The organism is Micromonospora sp. NPDC047521, assembly GCF_055587305.1.
In genome coordinates this window covers 373,204-393,885 of the sequence record NZ_JBVJGN010000001.1, presented here as the reverse complement: position 1 = coordinate 393,885, position 20,682 = coordinate 373,204, and the positions used below count along the sequence as shown (strand labels likewise).

The window sequence follows — 20,682 nt, the reverse complement described above, 5'->3', positions numbered from 1 at the left end:
GGCGGGTTGACTGGATGGATGGAGAGTGGGGGTTTGCGCCGGGCGTACGGCGGTGTGTTCGCCGAGCTTGACGCGGGGCAGTTCGAGGCGGCTCCGGAGGGGCAGCTCAGCGCCGAGCAGATCGTCGCGCATCTGGTCGCCAACGACGAGCTGATGATCCAGGCCACCGAGGCGCTGCTGGCGGGATCGCCGTTCGCCTACTACGAGCTGGAGGAGGACGTCCACCGTCCGCAGCTCGACGCGCTGGTCGCCGAGCAGGGCGGCCTGCGCGGTCTGACCGCGCTGCTGCACGGCACAAGCGACCGCCTGTGCGGGCTTGTCGACCAGCTCGGCCTGGCCGCCGAGACCCCTGTTGAGACCCACCTGCGCGAGGGCTTCGACCTCGTCGTCGACGAGCCGCTGCCCTGGTCCCGCACCCTCGACCTGCACGCCCGCGTCCACCTCCCCAAACACCAGGCCCAACTCCATCAGCTCCGCGCGTGAGCCGCACCGTCCGCCGAGCCGCGCCGACTCGTCCAAGCGTGCGCCGCTGCCTTCCGGTGTGCGTGTCCCCGGCACGTGCGTCCCGGCGTGCGTCTCCGGGCCTGGCGACGCTCTGCCGCGTGACGCGGCCTGCGGCGTGGCCTCTCGTGCCTGCGTGGCGCTGCCGCCCAGGTGATGCCTCCGGCAGGGCCCGCGCGCGATGTATCGCTGGCCGGCTGGGTCTCCCAAGCTGTGGTGGGTGGGCCTGCGGTGGGTGTGGAACCGGCGTGGCGGGTCAGGTCTCGACCAGCTCAGGACGGGGATGGAAGGTGCGGCGGTAGGTGGACGGGGCTACGCCGATGCGCTGGTGCAGCTGTTGACGCAGGGCGGCGGTGGTGCCGAAGCCGCAGCGGCGGGCGATCTGGTCGACGGTGAGGTCGGTCGTCTCCAGCAGCAGCCGGGCGTGGTCGGTGCGCTGTTGCAGCAGCCACTGCGCCGGGCTCAGCCCGGTCTCCGAGCGGAACCGCCGGGTGAAGGTGCGCACGCTCATCCGGGCCTGTTCGGCCAGGTCGCGCAGGGCGATCGACTCGTGCAGCCGCTGCCGGGCCCACTCGCGGGCGGCCGCGGTGCTGGCGTCGGTGGCCCTGGGCACCGGGCGTTCGATGTACTGCGCCTGGCCGCCGTCCCGCCACGGTGGCATGACGCAGCGGCGGGCCGCCCGGTTCGCCACCTCGCTGCCGTGGTCGAGGCGGATGACGTGCAGGCAGAGGTCGATGCCGGCGGCCACCCCGGCCGAGGTGAGCATCCGGTCCTCGGCGATGAAGAGCACCCCCGGGTCGAGGTCGACCCGCTGGTGCAGGCGGCGGAACTGCTCGGCGTACGCCCAGTGGGTGGTGGCCCGCCGCCCGTCGAGCAGGCCGGCGGCGGCCAGGACGAACGCCCCGGTGCAGATCGACATCACACGTGCGCCCCGCTCGTACGCCGACCGCAGCGCGTCGGCCACCTCCGGCTCGATGCTGCCGGCGGTCAGCGCGTTGCCGTCGTGGATGCCGGGGACGATCACCGTGTCGGCGGTGTCGAGCAACTCCAGACCGTGGTCGGGGAGGACCTGGTAGCCGGCCGTGCTGCGGACCGGCCGGCCGCCGGGCGTGCACACCCGCACGTCGTAGAAGTGCGAGCCGTCGGTGCTCCGGGCGGTGCTGAAGACCTGGGACGGGGTGCCGAGGTCGAGGCCGACGACGTGGTCGAGGGCGAGGACGGCGATCCGGTGCGGGCGTACGCTCATGGCCCGATTATTGCGCATGATGGCTTTCCGGCCACTCGTCGTGGACCGCGCCCCTGCCGAGACTGGTGCACGTGACAGGGAAACGTCGTCTGCACCCCGCCTGGCTCGTCGCCGCCGTCGCCTTCGTGGCGCTGGTCGGCGCCGCAGGCTTCCGCGCCACGCCGTCGGTGCTGCTGCACCCGCTGCACGAGGAGTTCGGCTGGCCACTCGCCACCATCTCCGCCGCCGTCTCGGTCAACCTGCTGCTCTACGGGCTCACCGCGCCGTTCGCCGCGGCGCTGATGGACCGGTTCGGCATCCGCCGGGTGGTCTCGGTGGCGTTGCTGCTGGTGGCCGCGGGCAGTGGGCTGACCGTCTTCATGACCGCGAGCTGGCAACTGTGGCTCTGCTGGGGTGTGCTCGTCGGTCTGGGCACCGGCTCGATGGCGTTGGCGTTCGTGGCCACCGTCACCGGTCGCTGGTTCGTGCACCGCCGGGGCCTGGTCACCGGGGTGCTGACCGCCGGCGGGGCGGCCGGGCAACTCGTCTTCCTTCCGCTGATCGCTGTGCTGGTACGCGACAACGGTTGGCGCACGGCGGCACTCGTCGTGGCCGGGGCGGCGCTTGTGGTCGTACCCCTGGTGGTGTGGCTGCTGCGCGAACACCCGGCGGATTTCGGCCTGCCCGCCTACGGCGCGACCGAGGTCGTGGCGGCGCCGCCGCCGGCCGGCGGCGCGGCGACCCGGGCGTTGGGCGCGCTTGCCGCCGCGGCACGGACCCGGCCGTTCTGGCTGCTGGCCGGCGGGTTCGCGATCTGCGGCGCCACCACGAACGGCCTCGTCGGCACCCACTTCGTGCCGGCCGCCCACGACCACGGCATGACCGAGACCACCGCGGCGGGGCTGCTCGCGCTTGTCGGTCTGTTCGACATCGTGGGCACGATCGCCTCCGGCTGGCTGACCGACCGGGTGGACAGCCGGCTGCTGCTCGGCGCCTACTACGCGCTGCGGGGGTTGTCGCTGCTGGTGCTGCCGAGCCTGTTCAGTGGCAACGCCCGGCCGAGCATGCTGGTGTTCATCATCTTCTACGGCCTGGACTGGGTGGCCACGGTGCCGCCGACGGTGGCGCTGTGCCGGGAGTACTTCGGTGGCGCGGGAGCGGTGGTGTTCGGCTGGGTGTTCGCCGCGCACCAGCTCGGGGCGGCGGTCGCGGCGACGGGGGCGGGACTGGTCCGGGATCGGCTCGGCGACTACGCGCTGGCCTGGTACGTGGCCGGCGCCCTGGCGATAGGCGCCGCCGGGCTGTCGCTGCTGCTGCGTCGCAGGCCGGGTCGGGCCGTGCCGGAGGCCGTCCTGGCCGCGGCCACAGCACCCCGGGCCTGGAGCTACAGGGGCTGAGCGGGTCGGACGGTCAGCCGAGGGTCCACTGCTGGGCGGGGCGGCCGTCGCAGGCGCGCTGCCGGATCTCGTCGTCGGGCTCGTCGCCGTCGTCGTCGGCCTGCCCGCACTTGCCGCTGTGCGCGGCCACCAGCAGCACCGGGCCGGTGCCGGTGGGGGACAGCCGCCACTGCTGGTTGGCCCCGCCGTGGCAGGGGAACTGGAGCAGCCGCGCGCCGTCGTCGGTGCTGGCACCCTCGACGTCGAGGCACTGCCCGTGGGCGGCGTTGGTAAGCGACACCACGTCCGCGCCGGCCGGGTTGACGACCCACTGCTGCTCCGGCCCGCCGGTGCAGACGGCCAACTCGGCTCCCGCCTCCTTGTCGTCGCCGTCGAGCCCCAGGCAGAGCCCGGACGCGACCCGCAGCACCCGGGGCCCGGTGGTCGGCGTCACCGAGGGCGTCGGTGACGGTTCGGCGGACGGGGTCGGGCTCGGCTCGGCCTCCGGGGTGGTGGCCTCCGCCGCGCTGGACGGCGCGCCGACCGTGGCCGGCACCACCGGATCGCCACCGCCGCTGAGCAGGCCTGTCGCGAAGACCACCCCGAGGAGTACGCCCACCAGCCCGACCCCGAGCGCCACCCGCAGCAGCGGGTCGGCGAGCGGGCCGGAACGTGCTGCCCGGCGACGGCCGCCGTAGACGGTGCCGGCGGGGTCGGGGCGTTCCTCGGGCGCGGACATACGGGCCATCCTCACCCACCGCCGTCGGCCGCGGCCAGTCGGTGGGTCAGTCGACGACCCGGACGTCCTTCCAGAACGCCACCCGGTCACGCACCATCTCGGCGTCCGGCTTGGGGTCCGGGTAGTACCAGACCGCGTCCTTGCTGCTGCTGCCCTCGTGTTCGAGGGAGTAGTAGGAGGCGGTGCCCTTCCACGGGCAGACGGTGTGCGTCGTGGACTCGCGGATCAGGTCGTCGCGCAGGGCGGAGCGGGGGAAGTAGTGGTTGCCCTCCACCAGCACGGTGTCGTCGCTCTCGGCGACGACCAGGTCGTTCCACACGGCTTTCGGCATGCCCCAACACTAGGCCGTCCCGACGCCCGCGGCAGTGCTCAGCGGGTGGGCTGCGGGTCGGTGACGTCGGCCACCGTGGCGTCGAGGGCGGTGATCGCGGCGTCGGCGTCGACAGCGATGGCGAGGCCCCGTTCGCCGGCACCGAGGGTGATCTCCCGCCCGCGCAGCCGCTCGTCGGCGATCACCGGCCAGGCAGTGCTCGCGCCGAACGGGGTGATCGTGCCGCGTTCGTAGCCGGTGGCGGCCAGGGCACCGGCGGCGTCCGGCATGGAGAGCCGGTGCACGCCGAGCAGGGCGCGCAGCTTGGGCCAGGACACGACCCGGTCGCCGGGGGTGAGCACGAACAGGTGATCGTCGGCGCCCCGCCGGACGACGATCGTCTTGACCACGTCCGCGACGGCCACTCCCCGGACCGCCGCGGCCTCGGCCAGGCTGCCTACCGCGCCGTGGCTGACCAGCCGGTACGGCAGTCCGGTGGCGTCCAGGGCGGCGATCGCGGGCGACGGCATGACCGCCACGGTAACCGCCGGACCTGCTGCGGGACGGGAAACGGCCGGTGAGGACATCCCACGATTCTCCGGGTGCAGGCGTAAGGTGATCACATGCGCGCTGAGCGTGTGGATCACCCCATTGACCATGATCAAGCGGTGGACACGCTGCGGCGGTCGTACGCCGCGGTGCCCACTGGCGAACCTGTCCGGCTCGCCAAACGCACCTCCAACCTGTTCCGCCCCCGGTCCGCACCACGGACCCCGGGCCTCGACGTCAGCGGCCTCAACGGCGTGCTCGCGGTCGATCCGACCGGGCGCACGGCCGACGTGCAGGGCATGTGCACGTACGAGGATCTGGTCGACGCGACCCTGCCGCACGGGCTGATGCCGCTCGTGGTGCCGCAGTTGCGCACCATCACGCTTGGCGGCGCGGTGACCGGCCTCGGGATCGAGTCGACCTCGTTCCGCAACGGGCTGCCGCACGAATCGGTACGGGAGATGGACATCCTCACCGGCACCGGTGAGGTCGTCACCGCCCGTCCCGACGGGGAGCACGCCGACCTGTTCACCGCGTTCCCCAACTCGCTGGGCAGCCTCGGCTACGCCACCCGGCTGCGCATCGAGCTGCAACCCGTCGGCCGGTACGTGGCGTTGCGCAACATCCGGTTCACCCGGCTGGAGGCGCTCACCGACGCGATCGCCGAGGTGACCGCCACCCGGTCGTGGGCCGGTGAGCCTGTCGACGCCATGGACGGGGTGATGTTCAGCCCCGGCGAGGCGTACCTGGTGCTCGCCACGTTCACCGACGGGGCCGGCCCGCCCAGCGACTACACGGGCCAGGCGATCTACTACCGGTCGCTGCGCCGGCGCACCCGCGACGTGCTCACGGCGTACGACTATCTCTGGCGCTGGGACACCGACTGGTTCTGGTGTTCGGCGGCGTTCGGCGCGCAGCACCCGGTGGTGCGCCGGTTCTGGCCGTCGCGGTACCGGCGCAGCGACTTCTACCACCGCCTGGTCCGGCTGGAACACCGGCACCAGGTGGCGGCGCGGATCGACCGGCTGCGCGGCCAGCCGGCCCGGGAACGGGTCGTGCAGGACGTGGAGATCCCGCTGGAACGTACTGCCGACTTCCTGCGCTGGTTCGCGGGCAGCGTGGGGATGAACCCGGTGTGGCTGTGTCCGTTGCGGTTGCGCGAACCGGCGGGTCCCGGTTCCGCGCGGTCCTGGCCGCTGTATCCGCTCCGGCCGGGGCAGGACTACGTCAACATTGGGTTCTGGGGGAGCGTGCCGATCGCGCCGGGCGCCGCCGACGGCGACGTCAACCGCACGATCGAACGCATGGTGTCGGAGTCGGGGGGCCACAAGTCGCTCTACTCCGACGCGTACTACGACCGGGACGCCTTCGATCGCCTCTACGGCGGCGACACGTGGCGCGCGGTGAAGGACCGCTACGACCCGGACCACCGGCTGACGGGACTGTACGAAAAGGCGGTAGCACGAGCATGAGCCTGACCGACCGAGATCAGGGGGCGGCGAGCGTCCCCGCCACCCCGCCGGCGGGGGGCCGGCACACGGGTCCGACCGTCGCCGACGTCGTCCGCGCGGTCACCGCCGGGCCACTTCCGGTGCGGATCACGGGGTACGACGGCAGCGCCGTCGGCCCGTCCGACGCCGGCATCACCCTGGCGATCCGCTCCGAGCGGGGGCTGTCGTACCTGCTCACCGCCCCCGGCGACCTGGGCATGGCCCGGGCGTACGTCAGCGGTGACCTGGCGTTGCAGGGGGTGCACCCGGGCGACCCGTACGAGGCGTTGCGGGTGCTCAAGGACGAGCTGCGGTTGCGGCCACCGTCGCTGGCGGAGGGGCTGGCGCTGGTTCGTGGGCTGGGCTGGGAGCGGCTGATGCCGCCGCCGGCTCCGCCGCAGGAGGCGCAGCCGCGCTGGAAGAGGGTGATGAACGGGCTGCGGCACTCGCGGGTGCGCGACAGCACCGCCATCTCCCACCACTACGACGTCTCGAACGCCTTCTACGAGAAGGTGCTCGGCCCGTCGATGACGTACACCTGCGCGGTGTACCGGTCTCCGGACGACACGCTTGAGCAGGCCCAGGCGGCGAAGTACGACCTGGTCGCCGGGAAGTTGGCGCTCAAGCAGGGGATGCGGCTGCTTGACGTGGGTTGCGGCTGGGGTGGGATGGTGCGCCACGCCGCCCGCGAGTACGGGGTGAAGGCGCTCGGGGTGACCCTGTCGAAGGCGCAGGCGCAGTGGGCGCAGGCCGCGATCGAGCGGGAGGGGCTGACCGGGCTGGCCGAGGTGCGGCACCTGGACTACCGGGACGCGCCGGCGGAGCAGTTCGACGCGGTCTCCTCGATCGGGTTGACCGAGCACATCGGGGTGCGCAACTACCCGACGTACTTCGGGGCGCTGCGGGACCGGCTGCGGCCGGGCGGGCGGCTGCTCAACCACTGCATCACCAGGGCGGACAATCGGGCGCCGCACCGCTCCGGGGCGTTCATCGACAGGTACGTCTTCCCGGACGGGGAGCTGGCCGGCCCGGGTCGGCTGATCAGCGAGGTGCACGACGCCGGGCTGGAGGTGCACCACGAGGAGAACCTGCGCCAGCACTACGCGCTGACGCTTGCCGCCTGGTGTCGCAACCTGGTCGAGCACTGGGACTTCTGCGTCTCCGAGGTGGGCGCGGGCACCGCCCGGGTGTGGGGGCTCTACATGGCCGGGTCGCGGATGGCGTTCGAGCGCAACGGCATCCAACTGCACCAGGTGCTGGCGACCCACAACGGCCCGGAGGGTGTGAACGGCTACCCGCTGCGGCCCGACTGGTTGCCCTGACCATCTGCTGAACGCCGCCTGAAGCCGCGTCGAGAAAGTCGGCGCGGCTTCTCGCGAACCGATTGACAAACAAGTTTTGTACGTACAAACTGATTTTGCCATGAGAGACGTCCTGTACCTGGAGCAGATCGAGCAGGCCGAAGCCCTGCTCAAGCCGCAGCGCGTCGAGGTGCTGAGGCAACTTGCCGAACCGCGCACCTGCACCGAGGTCGCGGCCCGACTCGACCAGACGCCACAGCGCGTCTACTACCACGTCAAGCAGCTCGTCGCCGCCGGCCTGGCCGAGCTGGTCAACGAGCGCAAGGTCCGCGGGATCACCGAGGGCATCTACCAGGCGGCCGCCCGGTCCTACTGGCTGTCCCCCCGGCTGGTCGGCCGGATCGGGCTGCGCAAGGCCCGCGACGAGCTGAGCCTGGGCTACCTGCTCGACCTGATGGAGGAGGTCCAGGCCGACATCGCCGCCCTGGACCGGGCCGCGCCCGAGCTGCCCTCGATCGGGGTCTCCGGCGAGATCCGGGTGCCCGCCGAGCAGCGCCCGCAGTTCCTGCACGACCTGCAAACCGCACTTCAGGACCTGTTCACCCGCTACGGCGGCAGCGAAGGCGACGCCTTCAAGCTGGCCGTCGCCTGCTACCCGAAAGGGAACGACAATGACTGAACCGATGAAGCTGCAGGCCCGCCTGTCCGCGCCCGTCGGACGCGTCCGCGCGGCCCTGACCGACCCGGCCGAGCTGCGGATCTGGCTTGCCGAGCACGCCGAGGTCGAGCTGCCCCAACGGTACGAGTTCTGGGGCCGCTACACGCCCGAGGGCGACGCCCCGCACCAGCGGCTGCTGCACGCCGACGACGACACGCTGCGCTTCAGCTGGCTGCTCGACGGGGTGGAGACCACCACCGAGTTCCAGCTGACCGCCGACGGCCCGGACAGCACAGTGCTGACCCTGATCCAGAGCCACTTCGACTTCGCCGAGGCGATGAGCGGCTCCAGCATCCGGGGTGTGCTCCAGACGTACTGGTCGCTGGGCATCGCCAACCTGGCCGCCCACCTGGAGGGCGCGCCGCTGCTGCCCCGCACCGACTTCACCTCCGCCGACCTGCGCGGTGAGCTGGTCATCGCCGCCCCCGCCGACAAGGTGTGGGAGTCGCTGACCGACTCCGAGCAGGCAAGCGCCTGGTTCGGCTACCCGATCGGCATCGAGCCCTGGGTCGGCGGCCGGTACGCCATGGGCGGCTTCGAGAACGGGTACGCCGCGAAGGTCGTCGACCTGGAGCCGGGCCGCCGGATGTCCGTCGACTGGGGCCCCACAGGCGTCACGAGCTGGGAGCTGGCCGAGTCCGGTGGCCGGACCACGCTGACCTTCGTCCAGAGCGGCTTCGACGAGACCAACCCCCCGTACGCGGCCTGGAGCGGGTCGGTGGCCGGGCTGGCCGAGCTGCGCCGCTTCCACGAGGTGCCGGCCTGGCAGCCGATCTGGCTCTCCGAGGAGATCCCCGGCCTGGAGTCCGTCAGCTGATCCACCCTGCTCCGATCGCACCCGGCAGTCCGGCTTGATCGTGCGCGATCTCGCCGGGCTGTCGGGTGCGACAAGTGCGCCGGATCTGGTGACTTTTCGCTGTGGAGTGGGTACTGGCGGGCGATGTTCTTCATCTTCGGTCTGCGTACCAAGGTCGACCGGTCCGGCGTCGTACAGCGGGTCTGCCGACACTGCGGCAACCACGCCGCGCAGGTGATCACCCGCCGTTCGACGAAATTCTCCCTCTTCTTCATCCCGCTCATCCCGATCCGCACCAGGTACGCGCAGCAGTGCACGTTCTGCGGGGCGCAGTACGAGATCTCCCGGTCCGACGCCGAACGCCTCCCGGTCGGCTGAGCGTCGATGGAGCGCTTCCTCTGCTGGCTGATCCGTCGGCCGCCGCCGTCCTCCGTCCCGCCGGTGCACACCGCCGTACGCCCGCCCTGCACCCCCGGCCGGCGCAGGCGTCGCCGTGCCCGCCGTCCCCTGGCCGGCACCAGCCTGCCCCGCTCACCGTGGAACCGCTCCGCCGGCCGCTGACCACATCCGTCGCACCACCGCGCCCACGGGTCGGGCCGCTCCTTTGTGGCCGGATCGGCTCGATGGACGCGGCCGACCGGACCTTGGCGGGTGCCGGGGCGCTGGCTAGGCTTTCGGGGTTTGCCGTGGACGGGTCCGCCGAGGGTGCACGCACGACGAAGAGCCGGAGCGACCGTGTCGCGACAGGACGTGAAGCAGGCGGCGGGGGAGCCGACCCCTGCCGAGCCGACCTCTCTGGCGCCGGCCCCGGGGACGCCGGCCGTCGGGCAGCCCGGCGGCGGGCGGGCGGTCACCGCCGTCGCGCCGGCCCGGCTGAGCCGCGCCGGGCTGGTCGCCGCGGGTTCGGTCGTTCTCCTGGAGGCGTTCTGGCTCGTCGCCGCGCTGCCCGGCGCCGCGCTCGTCAGCGACCTGGGCGGGATGCTTGTCGCCGGGTGGGCCACCGTCGCGTGCGCCCGGGTGGCCCGTCGCCATCCGGCCCCGCTGCGCCGGTTCTGGACGCTGCTCGCCGTCACCATGGCGCTCGCCGCGTGCGGCCGGGCGATCTGGACGGCGCAGCGACTCGTCGGCGGCGACCTGCCGCACACCCCGCTGGTCGGGGCGGTCTTCACCGTCGGCATCCTCACCGGCACCGCCGCGCTGCTCAGCTCCCCCTCCGCGCCACGGACCGGGGTCGGACGGGCCCGGACGCTGCTGGACGGGGTGATCGTCGCGCTGGCCCTGGTGCCGGTCGGCTGGGTGCTGGTGTTCCGGGGGGTGGCCGCCGCCGAGCTGGCCGACCCGGCGCGCACGTTGGGGCTGCTCTACCCGATGTTCGACCTGATGCAGCTCACCATCCTGGTGGCGGTCTCCGGCCCGGCCCGGCCGATGTGGCGTCCCATGAGCGTGCTCGCGGCGAGCCTCACCCTCCGGGTGGTCGCCGACGTTGCGTACGTCTCGCTGGTCGCCCGCGCCGACTACACCGCAGGGCATCCGATCGACCTGTGCTGGCCGTTGAGCTACCTGCTGATCGGCCTGGCCAGCAGGTACCCGCCGCCGCCGGACTGCGACGGCACCGACGAGACCGCCGAGTCACCGCTTCCGCCCTGGTGGCGGGTCGCCCTGCCGTACCTGCCAGTGGGCGGGGCGATCATCGCGGTGCTGCTGGCCCGGCGGCCCACCGGGCAGACCCCCCAACTGATCTTCGTGACGATGATGGTGCTGCTCGCCGCCCTCGCCGTACGGCAGGGGTTGGCCGCCAACGAGAACCTGCGTCTGGTGGTCCGGCTGCGCCGCCTCGCGTACGGCGACCAGCTCACCGGGCTGCCCAACCGCCTGCTGTTCAACCGGCTGCTGCGGCTGGCCCTGCGCGACAGGCGGCAGGTGGCCGTGCTGCTGCTCGACCTGGACGGGTTCAAGCAGGTCAACGACCGTTTCGGGCACGCCACGGGCGACACTCTGCTGACCGGCCTGGCGGCCCGGATGCGCGCCGCCGTGGACGACGACGGCACCATCGCCCGGCTGGGCGGGGACGAGTTCGCGGTGCTCGTGGACCGCGACCGGGGGGTGTCGCCGGAGCGGCTCGCGGAACGACTGCTGGACGCCCTGCGCCCCGTGGACGGCGACGACGACGTGGGCGTGCACCCGTCGGCGAGCATCGGCATCGCCGAGTACGGCCCGCAGCACACCTCCCACACCGACCTGCTGCGGGACGCCGACATCGCCATGTACGCGGCGAAGGCGGCAGGCAAGTCGTCGTACCGGACGTGCACGTCGGGGCTGCGCGAGTCGGCCGTCTCCCGCGCCGAGCTGATCGCCGACCTGCGTCGGGCGGTGGACGAGGAGCAGCTGCACCTGGAGTTCCAACCCATCGTCGACCTGTGCACCGGGGTGGTCCGCAGCGCTGAGGCGTTGGTGCGCTGGCGGCATCCGCGGCTCGGGATGCTGCCTCCGGCGAGGTTCCTGCCGCTGGCCGAGGAGACCGGGTTGATCCTGCCGATCGACAGGTGGGTGATCCACGAGGCGTGTCGGGCGGCGGCGACGTGGCGGGTACGGGCGCCGGAGGCCACGGTGGCGGTGAACATCGCCGCCGCGCACCTGCGCCGGCCGGATCTGATCGCCACAGTCACCGCGGCCACCGCGGGTGCCGGGCTGGCGCCGCGCGCGTTGACCCTGGAGTTGACCGAGTCGGCGCTGATCGAGGGCACCGACGCGGTGCTGGAGCGGCTGCACCAGCTCCGGGAGCTGGGCATGGCCATCGCCATCGACGACTTCGGCACCGGCTACTCGTCGCTGAGCTACCTGCACCGCATCCCGGCCACCGAGTTGAAGATCGACCGCTCGTTCGTGGCCCGGCTGGGGTCGGACGACCGGGCGTACGCCACGGTGGAGATGATCACCCGGCTGGCCGGCGCGTTCGACCTGACTGTGGTCGCCGAGGGGGTGGAGACCGAACGCCAGCACGAGGCGGTCACCGCCATCGGCTGCCCGCGCGGTCAGGGCTATCTGTACGGGCGGCCGGACGGCGCCGCGACGGTGGGTCAGAATCGGGCTTGACCCTCACGCGACGGCAGGCGGGAGCCTGGTTCCCGGAAGGGAGGGGAACCATGGCGTACACGGTGGGTCAGGTGGCGAGGGTGGCCGGCGTCACGGTGCGGACGTTGCACCACTACGACGAGATCGGTCTGCTCTCGCCCAGCGGACGGACCTCGGCCGGTTACCGCCGCTACGACGATGCGGACCTGCAACGGCTGCAACTCGTTCTGTACTACCGGGAGCTGGGTTTCCCGCTTGAGGAGATCGCCGCGATCATCGACGACCCGGCGGCCGATCCGGCCGCGCACCTGCGCCGCCAGCACGAGCTGCTGACGGTACGGATCAAGCGGTTGCAGGAGATGGTGACGGCGATCGAGTTCGCGATGGAGGCGAGCAAGTTGAACATCCAACTCACTCCCGAGGAGCGGTTCGAGGTCTTCGGTGACTTCAGGCCGGAGGAGCACGAGGCCGAGGCGGAGCGGCGCTGGGGCGACACCGACGCGTACCGGGAGTCGAACCGGCGGGCCTCGCGTTACCGCAGGGACGACTGGCTGCGGATCAAGGCGGAGAACGAGGACTGGGGCCGACGGATCGTCGCGGTGCTGGCCTCGGGCGCTCCGGCGGACAGCCCGGAGGCCATGGAGCTGGCCGAGGAGCACCGGCAGATCATCGGTCGCTGGTTCTACGACTGTTCGTACGAGATGCACACCGGCCTGGCCGACATGTACCTGGCCGACGAGCGGTTCACCGCGCACTACGAGGCCATCGCCCCTGGCCTGGCGGCGTACCTGAACGAGGCGATCCACGCCAACGCGATCAGCCGCGCGTGACGCGGTGCGGTCCGGCTAGTCTGGCCGGACCGCACCCGCCCCGGGGAGATGACCGTGCAGAAACCGAAGCTGATCGCCGCCGGTGCTCTCCTCGCCGTGGCGGTCGCCGCCGGGGTGTGGGCCCTGGTCGCCGCGAGCGACGAGCCGGACGCGCCTCGCCCGACGGCGTCGGTGGACGCGGCCGACCCGGTAGGTGTGCTGAGGGCCGCCGCCGCGAAGGCCGACGAGCAGCCGTACAAGCTGACAGTGGGAACCGGCGGCGCGGACGGCGACGCCACTGTGGTGCTCTGGGACCCGAGGGCGAAGCGCGGTCTGGAGACCACCTCGCTGAAGGTGCCCACCGGCGTGGTGAAGATCGAGCGGTTGACCACCGGCCCGGACGTCTACGTGCGGGTCACCGCCCCGGACCGTCGCGTCCCGGTCTGGGACGGCAAGACCTGGTGGCACGTGGGCGCGCCGGGCGCGCCGGCCGCGAAGCAGGGCCTGGACAACACGCGCCTGGCCAGCACCCTTGCCGCGCCGGCGGGGGTCCGGCAGACGGGGGTACGGGAGTACGCCGGCACGTTGGATCTGCGCGGCAGCGGCGAGGTGCTGGGCAGTGGTGTCGGTACGGTGCTGGGGGACCGGGCCGGCGCGGTGCCGTTCACCGCGTCTGTCGACGAGCAGGGGCGGCTGGTCCGCTACCGCATCGAGTTGGCCAGCCAGCAGTCGCAGACGGCCCAGCTCGACCTGACGTACTCGGATTTCGGGCTGTCGGTGACGGCCGACCCGCCGGCTGCGGACGTGGTCGGCGAGGACCCTCCGGCGAACATCCCCGGCGCCTGACGGCCTGTCACTCCTCGACGGCGCCCTCGGTGGGGGTGACCAGGAAGTCGTAGACGGTGCGGGCCATCCGGCGGACCGTCTCGTCGCCGGTGGCCATCGGCCCGGCGGTGAGGAACGCGACTGCGGTCTCGGTGCCGGGGATCAGGTAGTAGCCGACGTCGTGCGACGCGTCGGGGAGGTCGCCGGTCTTGTGGGCGACAGGCACGCCTGGTGGCAGCGCCGCCGGGATCTTGGTGTTCAGGGTCTGCTCCCGCATGAAGCCGATCATCAGGTCGCGGGAGGCGGGGGTGAGGATCTCGCCGTCCCAGACCGCGCCGAGCAGGGACACCACGTCGTCCGGGCTCGTGTAGTTCTCCTCGCCGCGCTGGGCGGCGGCGCTGTCGAGCATCCGGCGGGCCAGGATGGTGGACCGCTGGTTCATCGAGTCGATCAGGGCGTTGACCGGGGCGAACCCGCCCAGGTAGGTGATCAGCACGTTCGCTGCGATGTTGTCGCTGTACTTGATCAGATATCTGGCGAGCCGGTGCAGGGTCACCACCTGCGGGAACGTCTCGTACTGGAGCTGGCCGGTGCCGCCGACCACATCGGCCGGGGTGACCAGCACGCCCTCGTCGAGCGACACCTGTCCACAGTCGACCCGGCGGAGCAGCTCGACGAGGATCCACAGCTTGATGACGCTTGCGGCCTTGGGGCGCAGCGAGCCGTTGACCGCGATCTGCTGATCGCCGTACCGGCCGGACAGGTCGCGGACCGTCGCTCCGGCCGGGTTGAGGCTCGCGTCGGCGACGACCCGGGCGAGTTGCCCGCTGAGTGGGAACAGCCGGGCTCCGGCCACCGGGTCGGTGGGCGGCTGCGGACTGGTGACCACCACGCCTGTCAGCTCCACCGGTTGTGCCTGCGGTCCGGAGACGATGAGCGCGCCCTCGGTACGCCCGACCAGGGGCACCCGGTAGTGGAACCGTCTGCCGTCGACTGTCACCTCGCCGCTGGCCACGCCGGAGGCCACCCGCATGGTCGGGTCGGCGACCCGGCCGGTGTCGCCGTCGCAGGCGCGGTAGCGCACGGTGCGCCCGAGCGGGTCCACCGCGAACGCCCCGCCGGGGAACGGCAACCACGACACCTCGCTGGTCGGCGGCCGCTCCGGCGTCGGGTCCACACCGGGCTCGTCGCCCTGGTCGTCGCCGGGCTCACCGCCGTACCCCGGCTCGGTCTGCTGCGCCGGATCCGTGCCGGGCCCGCGACCCGGGTCGTCGGCGGTGGCCGGCCCGGTCGTCGCGACGACAGCGAGCGCGATCGCCGCCGTCAGCAGCTTCAGTCGTACGCCGGAACTTTTGTCGCTTTTCCTCACGTTTGCACGATAAGAAGCGCGAGAGGTCGCTGAGGCCAGCGGGAACGCCGTCACCCCTCCGGGCGGCGATGTCCCTTCGGGTGACATACCTCAGCGGTATAAATATGACTCCGCGGTATCAGGCGCATCAGCAATCACCCGACCCGAGGGACGCCCATGTTGATCATTGCTGGCAGTCTGCGTGTCGAGCCGGGCGCGCGCGACGACTACCTGGCCGGGTGTCACCAGGTCATCGCGCAGGCCCGCGCGACCCCCGGCTGTCTGGACTTCCTGCTCGCGGCCGACCCGCTCGACCCGGGCCGGATCCACGTCTACGAACGCTGGGAGTCCGCCGAGCAGTTGGCGGCGTTCCGTGGCTCCGGGCCGAGCGACCCGCAGACGGCGGCCATCCTCGACGCCGACGTCAGTCGCTACCTGATCTCCGGCGTCGAGGCGGCCTGACCCGGGCGCTACAACAGCAGGTCGAGCAGGAGTACGCCCAGGAAGCCGACCACGGAGATGATCGTCTCCATCACCGACCAGCTCTTGATGGTCTGCCCCACGGTCAATCCGAAGTACTCCTTGACCAGCCAGAAGCCGGCGTCGTTGACGTGCGAGAAGAACAGCGAGCCGCAGCCGATCGCCAGTGCCAGCAGGGCAACAGCCGGCCGGTCCATGCTCGCCGCGAGCGGCGCCACGATGCCCGCCGCCGTGATCGTGGCGACTGTCGCCGAACCGGTGGCGACGCGGATGCCGACCGCGACGAGCCAGCCCAGCAGCAGCGGGGAGAGGCTCGCGTCCTTGGCGGCGTCGGCGACCAGGTTGCCGACCCCGGCGTCCACAAGCACCTGCTTGAACCCGCCGCCGGCCGCCACGATCAGCAGGATGCCGGCGATCGGCGGCAGGGAACCGCCGATCACCGACGAGACCTGGGACCTGTTGAACCCCGCCTGGTAGCCGAGCGTGAACATCGCCAGGATCACCCCGGCGAGCAGCGCGACGATCGGCGTACCGACGATGTCCAGGGTCTTGCGCCCCGCCGTGCCCTCGTCAAGCGTCAGCTCGCCTATCGCCCTCAGCAGCATCAGCACCACCGGCAGCAGCACGGTGATCACCGCCGGCCAGAACGCGGGGGTGCGCCGGGCCGTCTCGGTGCCGCTGTCGTCCACCGGCGCGCCCGGCCGGCCCCCACCCGGGTTGACCAGGTCGTCGTCGGTGAGCAGGTCACCATCCACATCGCGCTGTTCGGCTCCCGCTCCCGACCCGGCCGTCCGGCCGTCGTCGCGGCGGGTGGGCAGCAGGGCGGCTGGCGCGGTCGCCGGCACGTACCGGGCGATGACGGAGCCGAACACCGGCCCGGCGATGATCACCGTGGGGATCGCCACGAGCAGGCCCAGCCCGAGCGTCAGACCCAGGTCGGCGTCGAGCGAGGAGATCGCCACAAGCGGGCCGGGGTGCGGCGGCACGAGGCCGTGCAGCACCGACAGGCCGGCCAGCGCCGGAATGCCGATCTTCATGAGTGGTACGTCGGTGCGCATCGACACGAGCAGCACGATCGGCACCAGCAGCACCACGCCGACCTCGAAGAAGAGCGGCAACCCGATGAGCGCGGCCACCCCGGCCATCGCCCAGGGCAGCGCCCGGCCGGAGACCCGGTTGACGATCCGGCCGACGATGCCGTCCGCGCCGCCGGACTCGGCGAGCAGGCCGCCGATCATCGCGCCGAGGGCGATCAGCAACCCGACGCCGCCGACCGTCGAACCCACCCCGGCGGTGAACGAGGTGATCATCTTGTCGGGCGCGACGCTGGCGACCACGCCGAGCACCGCCGCGCCGAGGATCAGCGACAGGAACGGGTGCACCTTCGCCCAGGCGATCAGCAGCACCACTGCCGCGATACCGAGCAGGGCGGCGACGACGAGCTGGGCGTCACCGGCGGTGGTCACCGGTTCGGCAGGCGCGACGAGGGTGGTCAACGGTGCGGCGAGGGCGGGGGGTGGGGGCACGGGGATCACGACCTTCGGGACGGGGTCGGCCCGAGACGGGCCGGCCGAAGGATCACATCGGGGGTCCAGCTGAGGGTTCGGCTTCCGCGGACAGGCCGGGTGCCAGCCGGCGCATCGAGGTGAAGGTGGGCACCAGCGCGTCGTACAGCTCGGCGAAGAGCGGCAGCAGCGACGCGTACGTGGCGGAGGCGGCCGGGTCGGGGTGGACCGTCTCCTCGATCCGGACGAGGTCGGCGGCGACGTCGATGCTGGGGATCAGGCCCAGCGCCTGCATGCCGAGCAGCGCCGCGCCGAAACTCGACCCCTCGTGCGCGGCCGGGAAGCTCACCGGAAGGCCGAGCACGTCGGAGAGGATCTGCCGCCACAGGCCGCTGCGGGCGAAGCCGCCACCGGCGCGGATCTCGCGAACCTCGTTGCCGGCCGCGCGTACCGAGGCGAGCACAAGCGCGAGCTGCTGGCAGACCCCCTCCAGCGCGGCCCGGATCAGGTGCTCGCGGCGGTGCCCGTGGGTCAACCCGACGTACGCGCCGCGCGGCAGCGCACTCCAGTGCGGCGCCCGCTCGCTGTGCAGGTACGGAAGCATGATGAGCCCACCCGAGCCCGCCGGTGCCCGGGCGGCGAGGGCGACCAGCTCCTCCTCGGAGTGCTCGCCGAGGTCCGGGGCGAGCGCCTCGCCTGCCCACTTGAGCACGATGCCGCCATTGTTGATGGCGCCGCCGACGGCCCACCTGTCCTCGGTCAGCGCGTAGCAGAACACCCCGCCGAGCGGATCCACGCTCGGCTGCTCGACCATCACCCGCATCGCCCCGCTGGTGCCGATCGAGCAGGCCACCATGCCCGGGTGGACCGCGCCGAGGCCCAGGTTCGCCAGGGGTCCGTCGCCGGCGCCGACGACCACCGGGGTGCGCTGCGGCAGGCCCGTCACCGCCGCGGCCTGCGCGGTGAGACCGGGCAGGACCGCCGTGGTGCCGACCAGCTGGGGGAGTTGCTCCTCGGTGATGCCGGCGATGGTGAGCGCCTCGCTGTCCCACTCCAGCCGGTGGATGTCCATGAGGCCGGTGGCCGAGGCGACCGAGTGGTCGACGACGAGCGCCTCGCAGAGCCGCAGCAGCACCCAGTCCTTGATGCCGACCCAGTGCGCGACGCGTTCGAAGAGCTTCGGCTCCTGCTCGGCGAACCACAGCAGCTTGGGCAGCGGCGACATCGGGTGGATCGGGGTGCCGGTACGTCTGTGCAGCGCCAGGCCGGACGGCACCGCCCGCAGTCGCTCGGCCTGTCGGGTCGACCGGGAGTCGGCCCAGGTGACCGACGGGGTGAGCGGGTTGCCGTCCGCGTCGAGGCCGATGAGGCTGTGCATCGCGGAGCTGAACGACAGCCCGGCCACCGGTTCGACCAGTTCCGCCACGACCATGCTTGTCGACTTGAGCACCGCCTCGAGGATGAGCTGCGGGTCCTGTTCGGCGTATCCGGGCTGCGGGTCGTTCAGCGGGTAGCCGACCGAGTGGCTGCCGAGCTCCCGGCCCTCGGTGTCGTACGCGACGGCCTTGGTGCTCGTGGTGCCGATGTCCACGCCTATGACAACGGCGGGCCGGGTGTCGTCCGGCACGACCCTCACCCCCTCGGTACGGCGGTGCGGCGGCGTCGCCACCCGGCTGCGGCTGACGTTACCGAGACGGGGACCGCTCCGCACGGCACGGCGAATCGACGCAGCAGTATCGGCCTATCGTGCTGGTTGCTCCGCCGATCGGATATTTCGTCCGTTCTGGCGTGTCCGGGCGGCGCGCCGGCCCTGTTAACACTGTGACACCCCAGATTGGTGGCCTACGCGGCGAAGGAGTCGGCGTGGCAAAGACTGATTCGACGGGTTCCACGTGGCGGTACCGGTGGGCGCACCGGCAGAACGTGCGGCGGGTCAGCACGTACCGTGGCGCCGAGGCGGCCTGGCGCCGCCGGGACGACGAGTTACGGCGACTACGCGCCCTTGCCGCCGACTTCCAGGGCTCCGCCGCGGCCGGCGAGGGCCTCCCCCTGGAGTTGGCCGCCGACGAGGTGGTGCTGTGGGCGTTGCCCGCCGCGCAACTCGTCGAGGTGCGGCACACCACAGTCCTGCCCGCGCCGGACCTCACAGTCGCCCCACCGGACGCGCCGCTGCGTCCACGCCGTCCGGACGGCGTACGCGTCACCGACGCCGGAATGGCGGTCATCACCAGCCGCCGCCTGGTGCTGCTCGGCGGACGCGGCCGGCGTGACTGGGCGTACGGCCGGATGACCGGCCTGGCCCACGACCCGACGGCGCCTGTCACCCTGATCCAGGTGCTCGACCGGCGGCGCACCTCCGGGTTGCTGCTGCCCACCGACGCCGCGCCGGACTTCCGGTTCAAGCTGACGCTGGCGTTCGCCGACGCGATCGAACAGCGCGCCGCGGTGCTCGCCCAACTCGACGAGCTGATCGCCGAGCACGCCCAGCTCAAGCCGTTCCGGCCGGCCGTGGCCACGCCCGCGCAGGCCCGGCTGACCGCGCGGGTGCCAGGTGGGCGGCGGACCGTCGCGGTGGCGGCGGCCGTCGCGTTGCTGGTGCCGGCGGCGCTTATCGAGTCGGACCCGTCCGACCCGACAGGTGGCGCGGAGGTGGCCGCCGCCGCCACCCCGGCGTCCACGCCCAGCTCGGCCCCCGCGCTGATCCACCCGGTGTCGCCCAAGCGCAGCACCGCGCCGAAGCCGACGAAATCACCACGCCCCTCGCCGAGCACGAGCCGCGACGCGCGCTGCGGCGCGCCGGAGAACCCCCTGGGGTACGACTTCTGCGGCGGCACCCGGATCCGCAGGCCCGCCGCCGAGGTCTGCGACTGGTTCGACTGCGTGCCTGAGTTCTGGGCCGGTCGCGGCTACCTCGTGCAGTGCCGGGACGGTTCGGTGAGCCTGACCGGCGGCCGGTCCAACGCCTGCGCCGACCATCGAGGTGTACGTCGTACCATCTCGAAGTGACCGATTTGGGGGCGAACGTCCCCTTCGGTCGGCGAGAATGATCGGGTGGAGATCCGGTCCGACGACGGTGCCCGGGTGAGGATCCGCCCGGTGGGCTACCAGCCCGGCATCGACCCGCCCGACGAGCCCGACCGGGTCGCGCCGGGCTGGCGGGACTGGCTGCTCATCGAGGTCGACGCGCGCACCGCCGACGGCCAGACCTGGTCACACCACTACCCGAGCCTGATGGTCGAGGAGGCCCGGGCGCTCGGCGGCTGGCTGCACGGGCAGGCGTCGGCGGCGCTCGGGCCGGACTGTCCGCCGGCCACGGTCCGCTTCACCGAACCCAACCTGGCTCTGCGGACCCGGATGATCCGCCGCCGTCGGCTGGAGTTGACTGTCGAGTTCTCCGCCGAGTCGCTGCCGCCGTGGATGCGCCGCCCGGTCACCGCCGTCTACCCGCTGATCCTCACCGTCTCCGCGGACGCCCTCGCCGTCGCCGCCGAGCAGTGGGTGGCGCACTGTGAGGCGTACCCGCCGCGGGTCCGGTCGCGGTTCCCGGCCGAAGGCCCGCTGCCGCACCGGAGACGGGCCGGCTGACCGGTCATATCTGCAATTCTCTCCTTTCGGGACCAAAGGGGAGCATCGATCGC

At 72.4% G+C, this 20,682-nt stretch carries 21 protein-coding genes; 14 read left to right on the top strand and 7 right to left on the bottom strand.

Annotated elements, in window-relative coordinates:
• Window positions 1-18: 18 nt before the first annotated feature.
• A complete protein-coding gene (locus ACZ6N8_RS01855; RefSeq protein ID WP_466006909.1) occupies window positions 19-483 on the top strand; it encodes a hypothetical protein in 465 nt (154 codons plus the stop codon).
• Window positions 484-757: 274 nt separating this feature from the next.
• On the opposite strand, the gene ACZ6N8_RS01850 is transcribed toward ACZ6N8_RS01855, so the two are convergent.
• On the bottom strand, window positions 758-1,765 hold the full coding sequence (locus ACZ6N8_RS01850; RefSeq protein ID WP_466006908.1) for a GlxA family transcriptional regulator: 1,008 nt from the start codon (window positions 1,763-1,765) through the stop codon (window positions 758-760).
• A gap of 53 nt (window positions 1,766-1,818) precedes the next feature.
• On the opposite strand from ACZ6N8_RS01850, the gene ACZ6N8_RS01845 reads away from it, so the two are divergent.
• Window positions 1,819-3,123 carry an MFS transporter gene (locus tag ACZ6N8_RS01845; RefSeq protein ID WP_466006907.1) on the top strand — a complete coding sequence of 435 codons (1,305 nt, stop codon included), beginning with the start codon at window positions 1,819-1,821 and terminating at the stop codon, window positions 3,121-3,123.
• 13 nt (window positions 3,124-3,136) lie between these two features.
• Here ACZ6N8_RS01845 and ACZ6N8_RS01840 read toward each other — a convergent pair whose 3' ends face one another.
• The 3 genes from ACZ6N8_RS01840 to ACZ6N8_RS01830 are packed head-to-tail and all read right to left on the bottom strand — an operon-like array spanning window position 3,137 to window position 4,681.
• The gene (locus tag ACZ6N8_RS01840; RefSeq protein ID WP_466006906.1) at window positions 3,137-3,841 is read right to left on the bottom strand and encodes an RICIN domain-containing protein; all 705 of its coding nucleotides are present in this window, start codon (window positions 3,839-3,841) and stop codon (window positions 3,137-3,139) included.
• Window positions 3,842-3,887: 46 nt separating this feature from the next.
• Window positions 3,888-4,172, bottom strand: coding sequence for a DUF427 domain-containing protein (locus tag ACZ6N8_RS01835; protein ID WP_466006905.1), 285 nt, complete (start codon window positions 4,170-4,172; stop codon window positions 3,888-3,890).
• A 38-nt stretch (window positions 4,173-4,210) separates the two neighbouring features.
• A complete protein-coding gene (locus ACZ6N8_RS01830) occupies window positions 4,211-4,681 on the bottom strand; it encodes an aminoacyl-tRNA deacylase (RefSeq protein ID WP_364367614.1) in 471 nt (156 codons plus the stop codon).
• Between the two features lie 93 nt (window positions 4,682-4,774).
• Between ACZ6N8_RS01830 and ACZ6N8_RS01825 the strand changes: the two genes are divergently transcribed.
• The 9 genes from ACZ6N8_RS01825 to ACZ6N8_RS01785 all read left to right on the top strand — a co-directional run bounded on the left by ACZ6N8_RS01825 (window position 4,775) and on the right by ACZ6N8_RS01785 (window position 13,732).
• The gene (locus ACZ6N8_RS01825) at window positions 4,775-6,172 is read left to right on the top strand and encodes an FAD-binding oxidoreductase (protein WP_466006904.1); all 1,398 of its coding nucleotides are present in this window, start codon (window positions 4,775-4,777) and stop codon (window positions 6,170-6,172) included.
• On the top strand, window positions 6,169-7,512 hold the full coding sequence (locus ACZ6N8_RS01820; RefSeq protein WP_466006903.1) for a class I SAM-dependent methyltransferase: 1,344 nt from the start codon (window positions 6,169-6,171) through the stop codon (window positions 7,510-7,512). The genes ACZ6N8_RS01825 and ACZ6N8_RS01820 overlap by 4 nt, the downstream gene beginning before the upstream one ends.
• A gap of 100 nt (window positions 7,513-7,612) precedes the next feature.
• On the top strand, window positions 7,613-8,170 hold the full coding sequence (locus ACZ6N8_RS01815) for a winged helix-turn-helix domain-containing protein (protein ID WP_139584231.1): 558 nt from the start codon (window positions 7,613-7,615) through the stop codon (window positions 8,168-8,170).
• Entirely contained in the window at window positions 8,163-9,026 is an 864-nt protein-coding gene (locus tag ACZ6N8_RS01810) for an SRPBCC domain-containing protein (protein WP_466006902.1), read from the top strand. Before ACZ6N8_RS01815 ends, ACZ6N8_RS01810 begins: the two co-directional genes overlap by 8 nt.
• Before the next feature lie 123 nt (window positions 9,027-9,149).
• Entirely contained in the window at window positions 9,150-9,383 is a 234-nt protein-coding gene (locus ACZ6N8_RS01805; protein WP_466006901.1) for a zinc-ribbon domain-containing protein, read from the top strand.
• A gap of 6 nt (window positions 9,384-9,389) precedes the next feature.
• Window positions 9,390-9,566 carry a hypothetical protein gene (locus ACZ6N8_RS01800; RefSeq protein ID WP_466006900.1) on the top strand — a complete coding sequence of 59 codons (177 nt, stop codon included), beginning with the start codon at window positions 9,390-9,392 and terminating at the stop codon, window positions 9,564-9,566.
• Window positions 9,567-9,740: 174 nt separating this feature from the next.
• Window positions 9,741-12,098 (top strand): putative bifunctional diguanylate cyclase/phosphodiesterase, encoded by a 2,358-nt coding sequence (locus tag ACZ6N8_RS01795; RefSeq protein ID WP_466006899.1) that lies wholly within the window; start codon window positions 9,741-9,743, stop codon window positions 12,096-12,098.
• A gap of 50 nt (window positions 12,099-12,148) precedes the next feature.
• Window positions 12,149-12,907, top strand: a complete 759-nt coding sequence (locus ACZ6N8_RS01790) for a MerR family transcriptional regulator (RefSeq protein ID WP_466006898.1) — start codon at window positions 12,149-12,151, stop codon at window positions 12,905-12,907.
• Between the two features lie 54 nt (window positions 12,908-12,961).
• Complete coding sequence (locus tag ACZ6N8_RS01785; protein WP_466006897.1) at window positions 12,962-13,732, top strand: hypothetical protein; 771 nt, start codon at window positions 12,962-12,964, stop codon at window positions 13,730-13,732.
• Window positions 13,733-13,739: 7 nt separating this feature from the next.
• Here the strand turns inward: ACZ6N8_RS01785 and ACZ6N8_RS01780 are convergent, their stop codons facing one another.
• Complete coding sequence (locus tag ACZ6N8_RS01780; RefSeq protein WP_466006896.1) at window positions 13,740-15,080, bottom strand: serine hydrolase; 1,341 nt, start codon at window positions 15,078-15,080, stop codon at window positions 13,740-13,742.
• Between the two features lie 156 nt (window positions 15,081-15,236).
• Here ACZ6N8_RS01780 and ACZ6N8_RS01775 point away from each other — a divergent pair, with 156 nt between their 5' ends.
• Entirely contained in the window at window positions 15,237-15,521 is a 285-nt protein-coding gene (locus tag ACZ6N8_RS01775) for a putative quinol monooxygenase (protein ID WP_387112157.1), read from the top strand.
• Window positions 15,522-15,529: 8 nt separating this feature from the next.
• Here the strand turns inward: ACZ6N8_RS01775 and ACZ6N8_RS01770 are convergent, their stop codons facing one another.
• On the bottom strand, window positions 15,530-17,065 hold the full coding sequence (locus ACZ6N8_RS01770; protein WP_466006895.1) for a GntT/GntP/DsdX family permease: 1,536 nt from the start codon (window positions 17,063-17,065) through the stop codon (window positions 15,530-15,532).
• A gap of 52 nt (window positions 17,066-17,117) precedes the next feature.
• On the bottom strand, window positions 17,118-18,671 hold the full coding sequence (locus tag ACZ6N8_RS01765; protein ID WP_466006894.1) for a gluconokinase: 1,554 nt from the start codon (window positions 18,669-18,671) through the stop codon (window positions 17,118-17,120).
• A gap of 236 nt (window positions 18,672-18,907) precedes the next feature.
• On the opposite strand from ACZ6N8_RS01765, the gene ACZ6N8_RS01760 reads away from it, so the two are divergent.
• Together ACZ6N8_RS01760 and ACZ6N8_RS01755 are read left to right on the top strand one after the other, a co-directional pair.
• Window positions 18,908-20,050: a hypothetical protein gene (locus ACZ6N8_RS01760; RefSeq protein WP_466006893.1), complete on the top strand. Its 1,143-nt coding sequence runs from the start codon at window positions 18,908-18,910 to the stop codon at window positions 20,048-20,050.
• A gap of 45 nt (window positions 20,051-20,095) precedes the next feature.
• The gene (locus ACZ6N8_RS01755; protein ID WP_466006892.1) at window positions 20,096-20,629 is read left to right on the top strand and encodes a WapI family immunity protein; all 534 of its coding nucleotides are present in this window, start codon (window positions 20,096-20,098) and stop codon (window positions 20,627-20,629) included.
• Window positions 20,630-20,682: the final 53 nt, after the last annotated feature.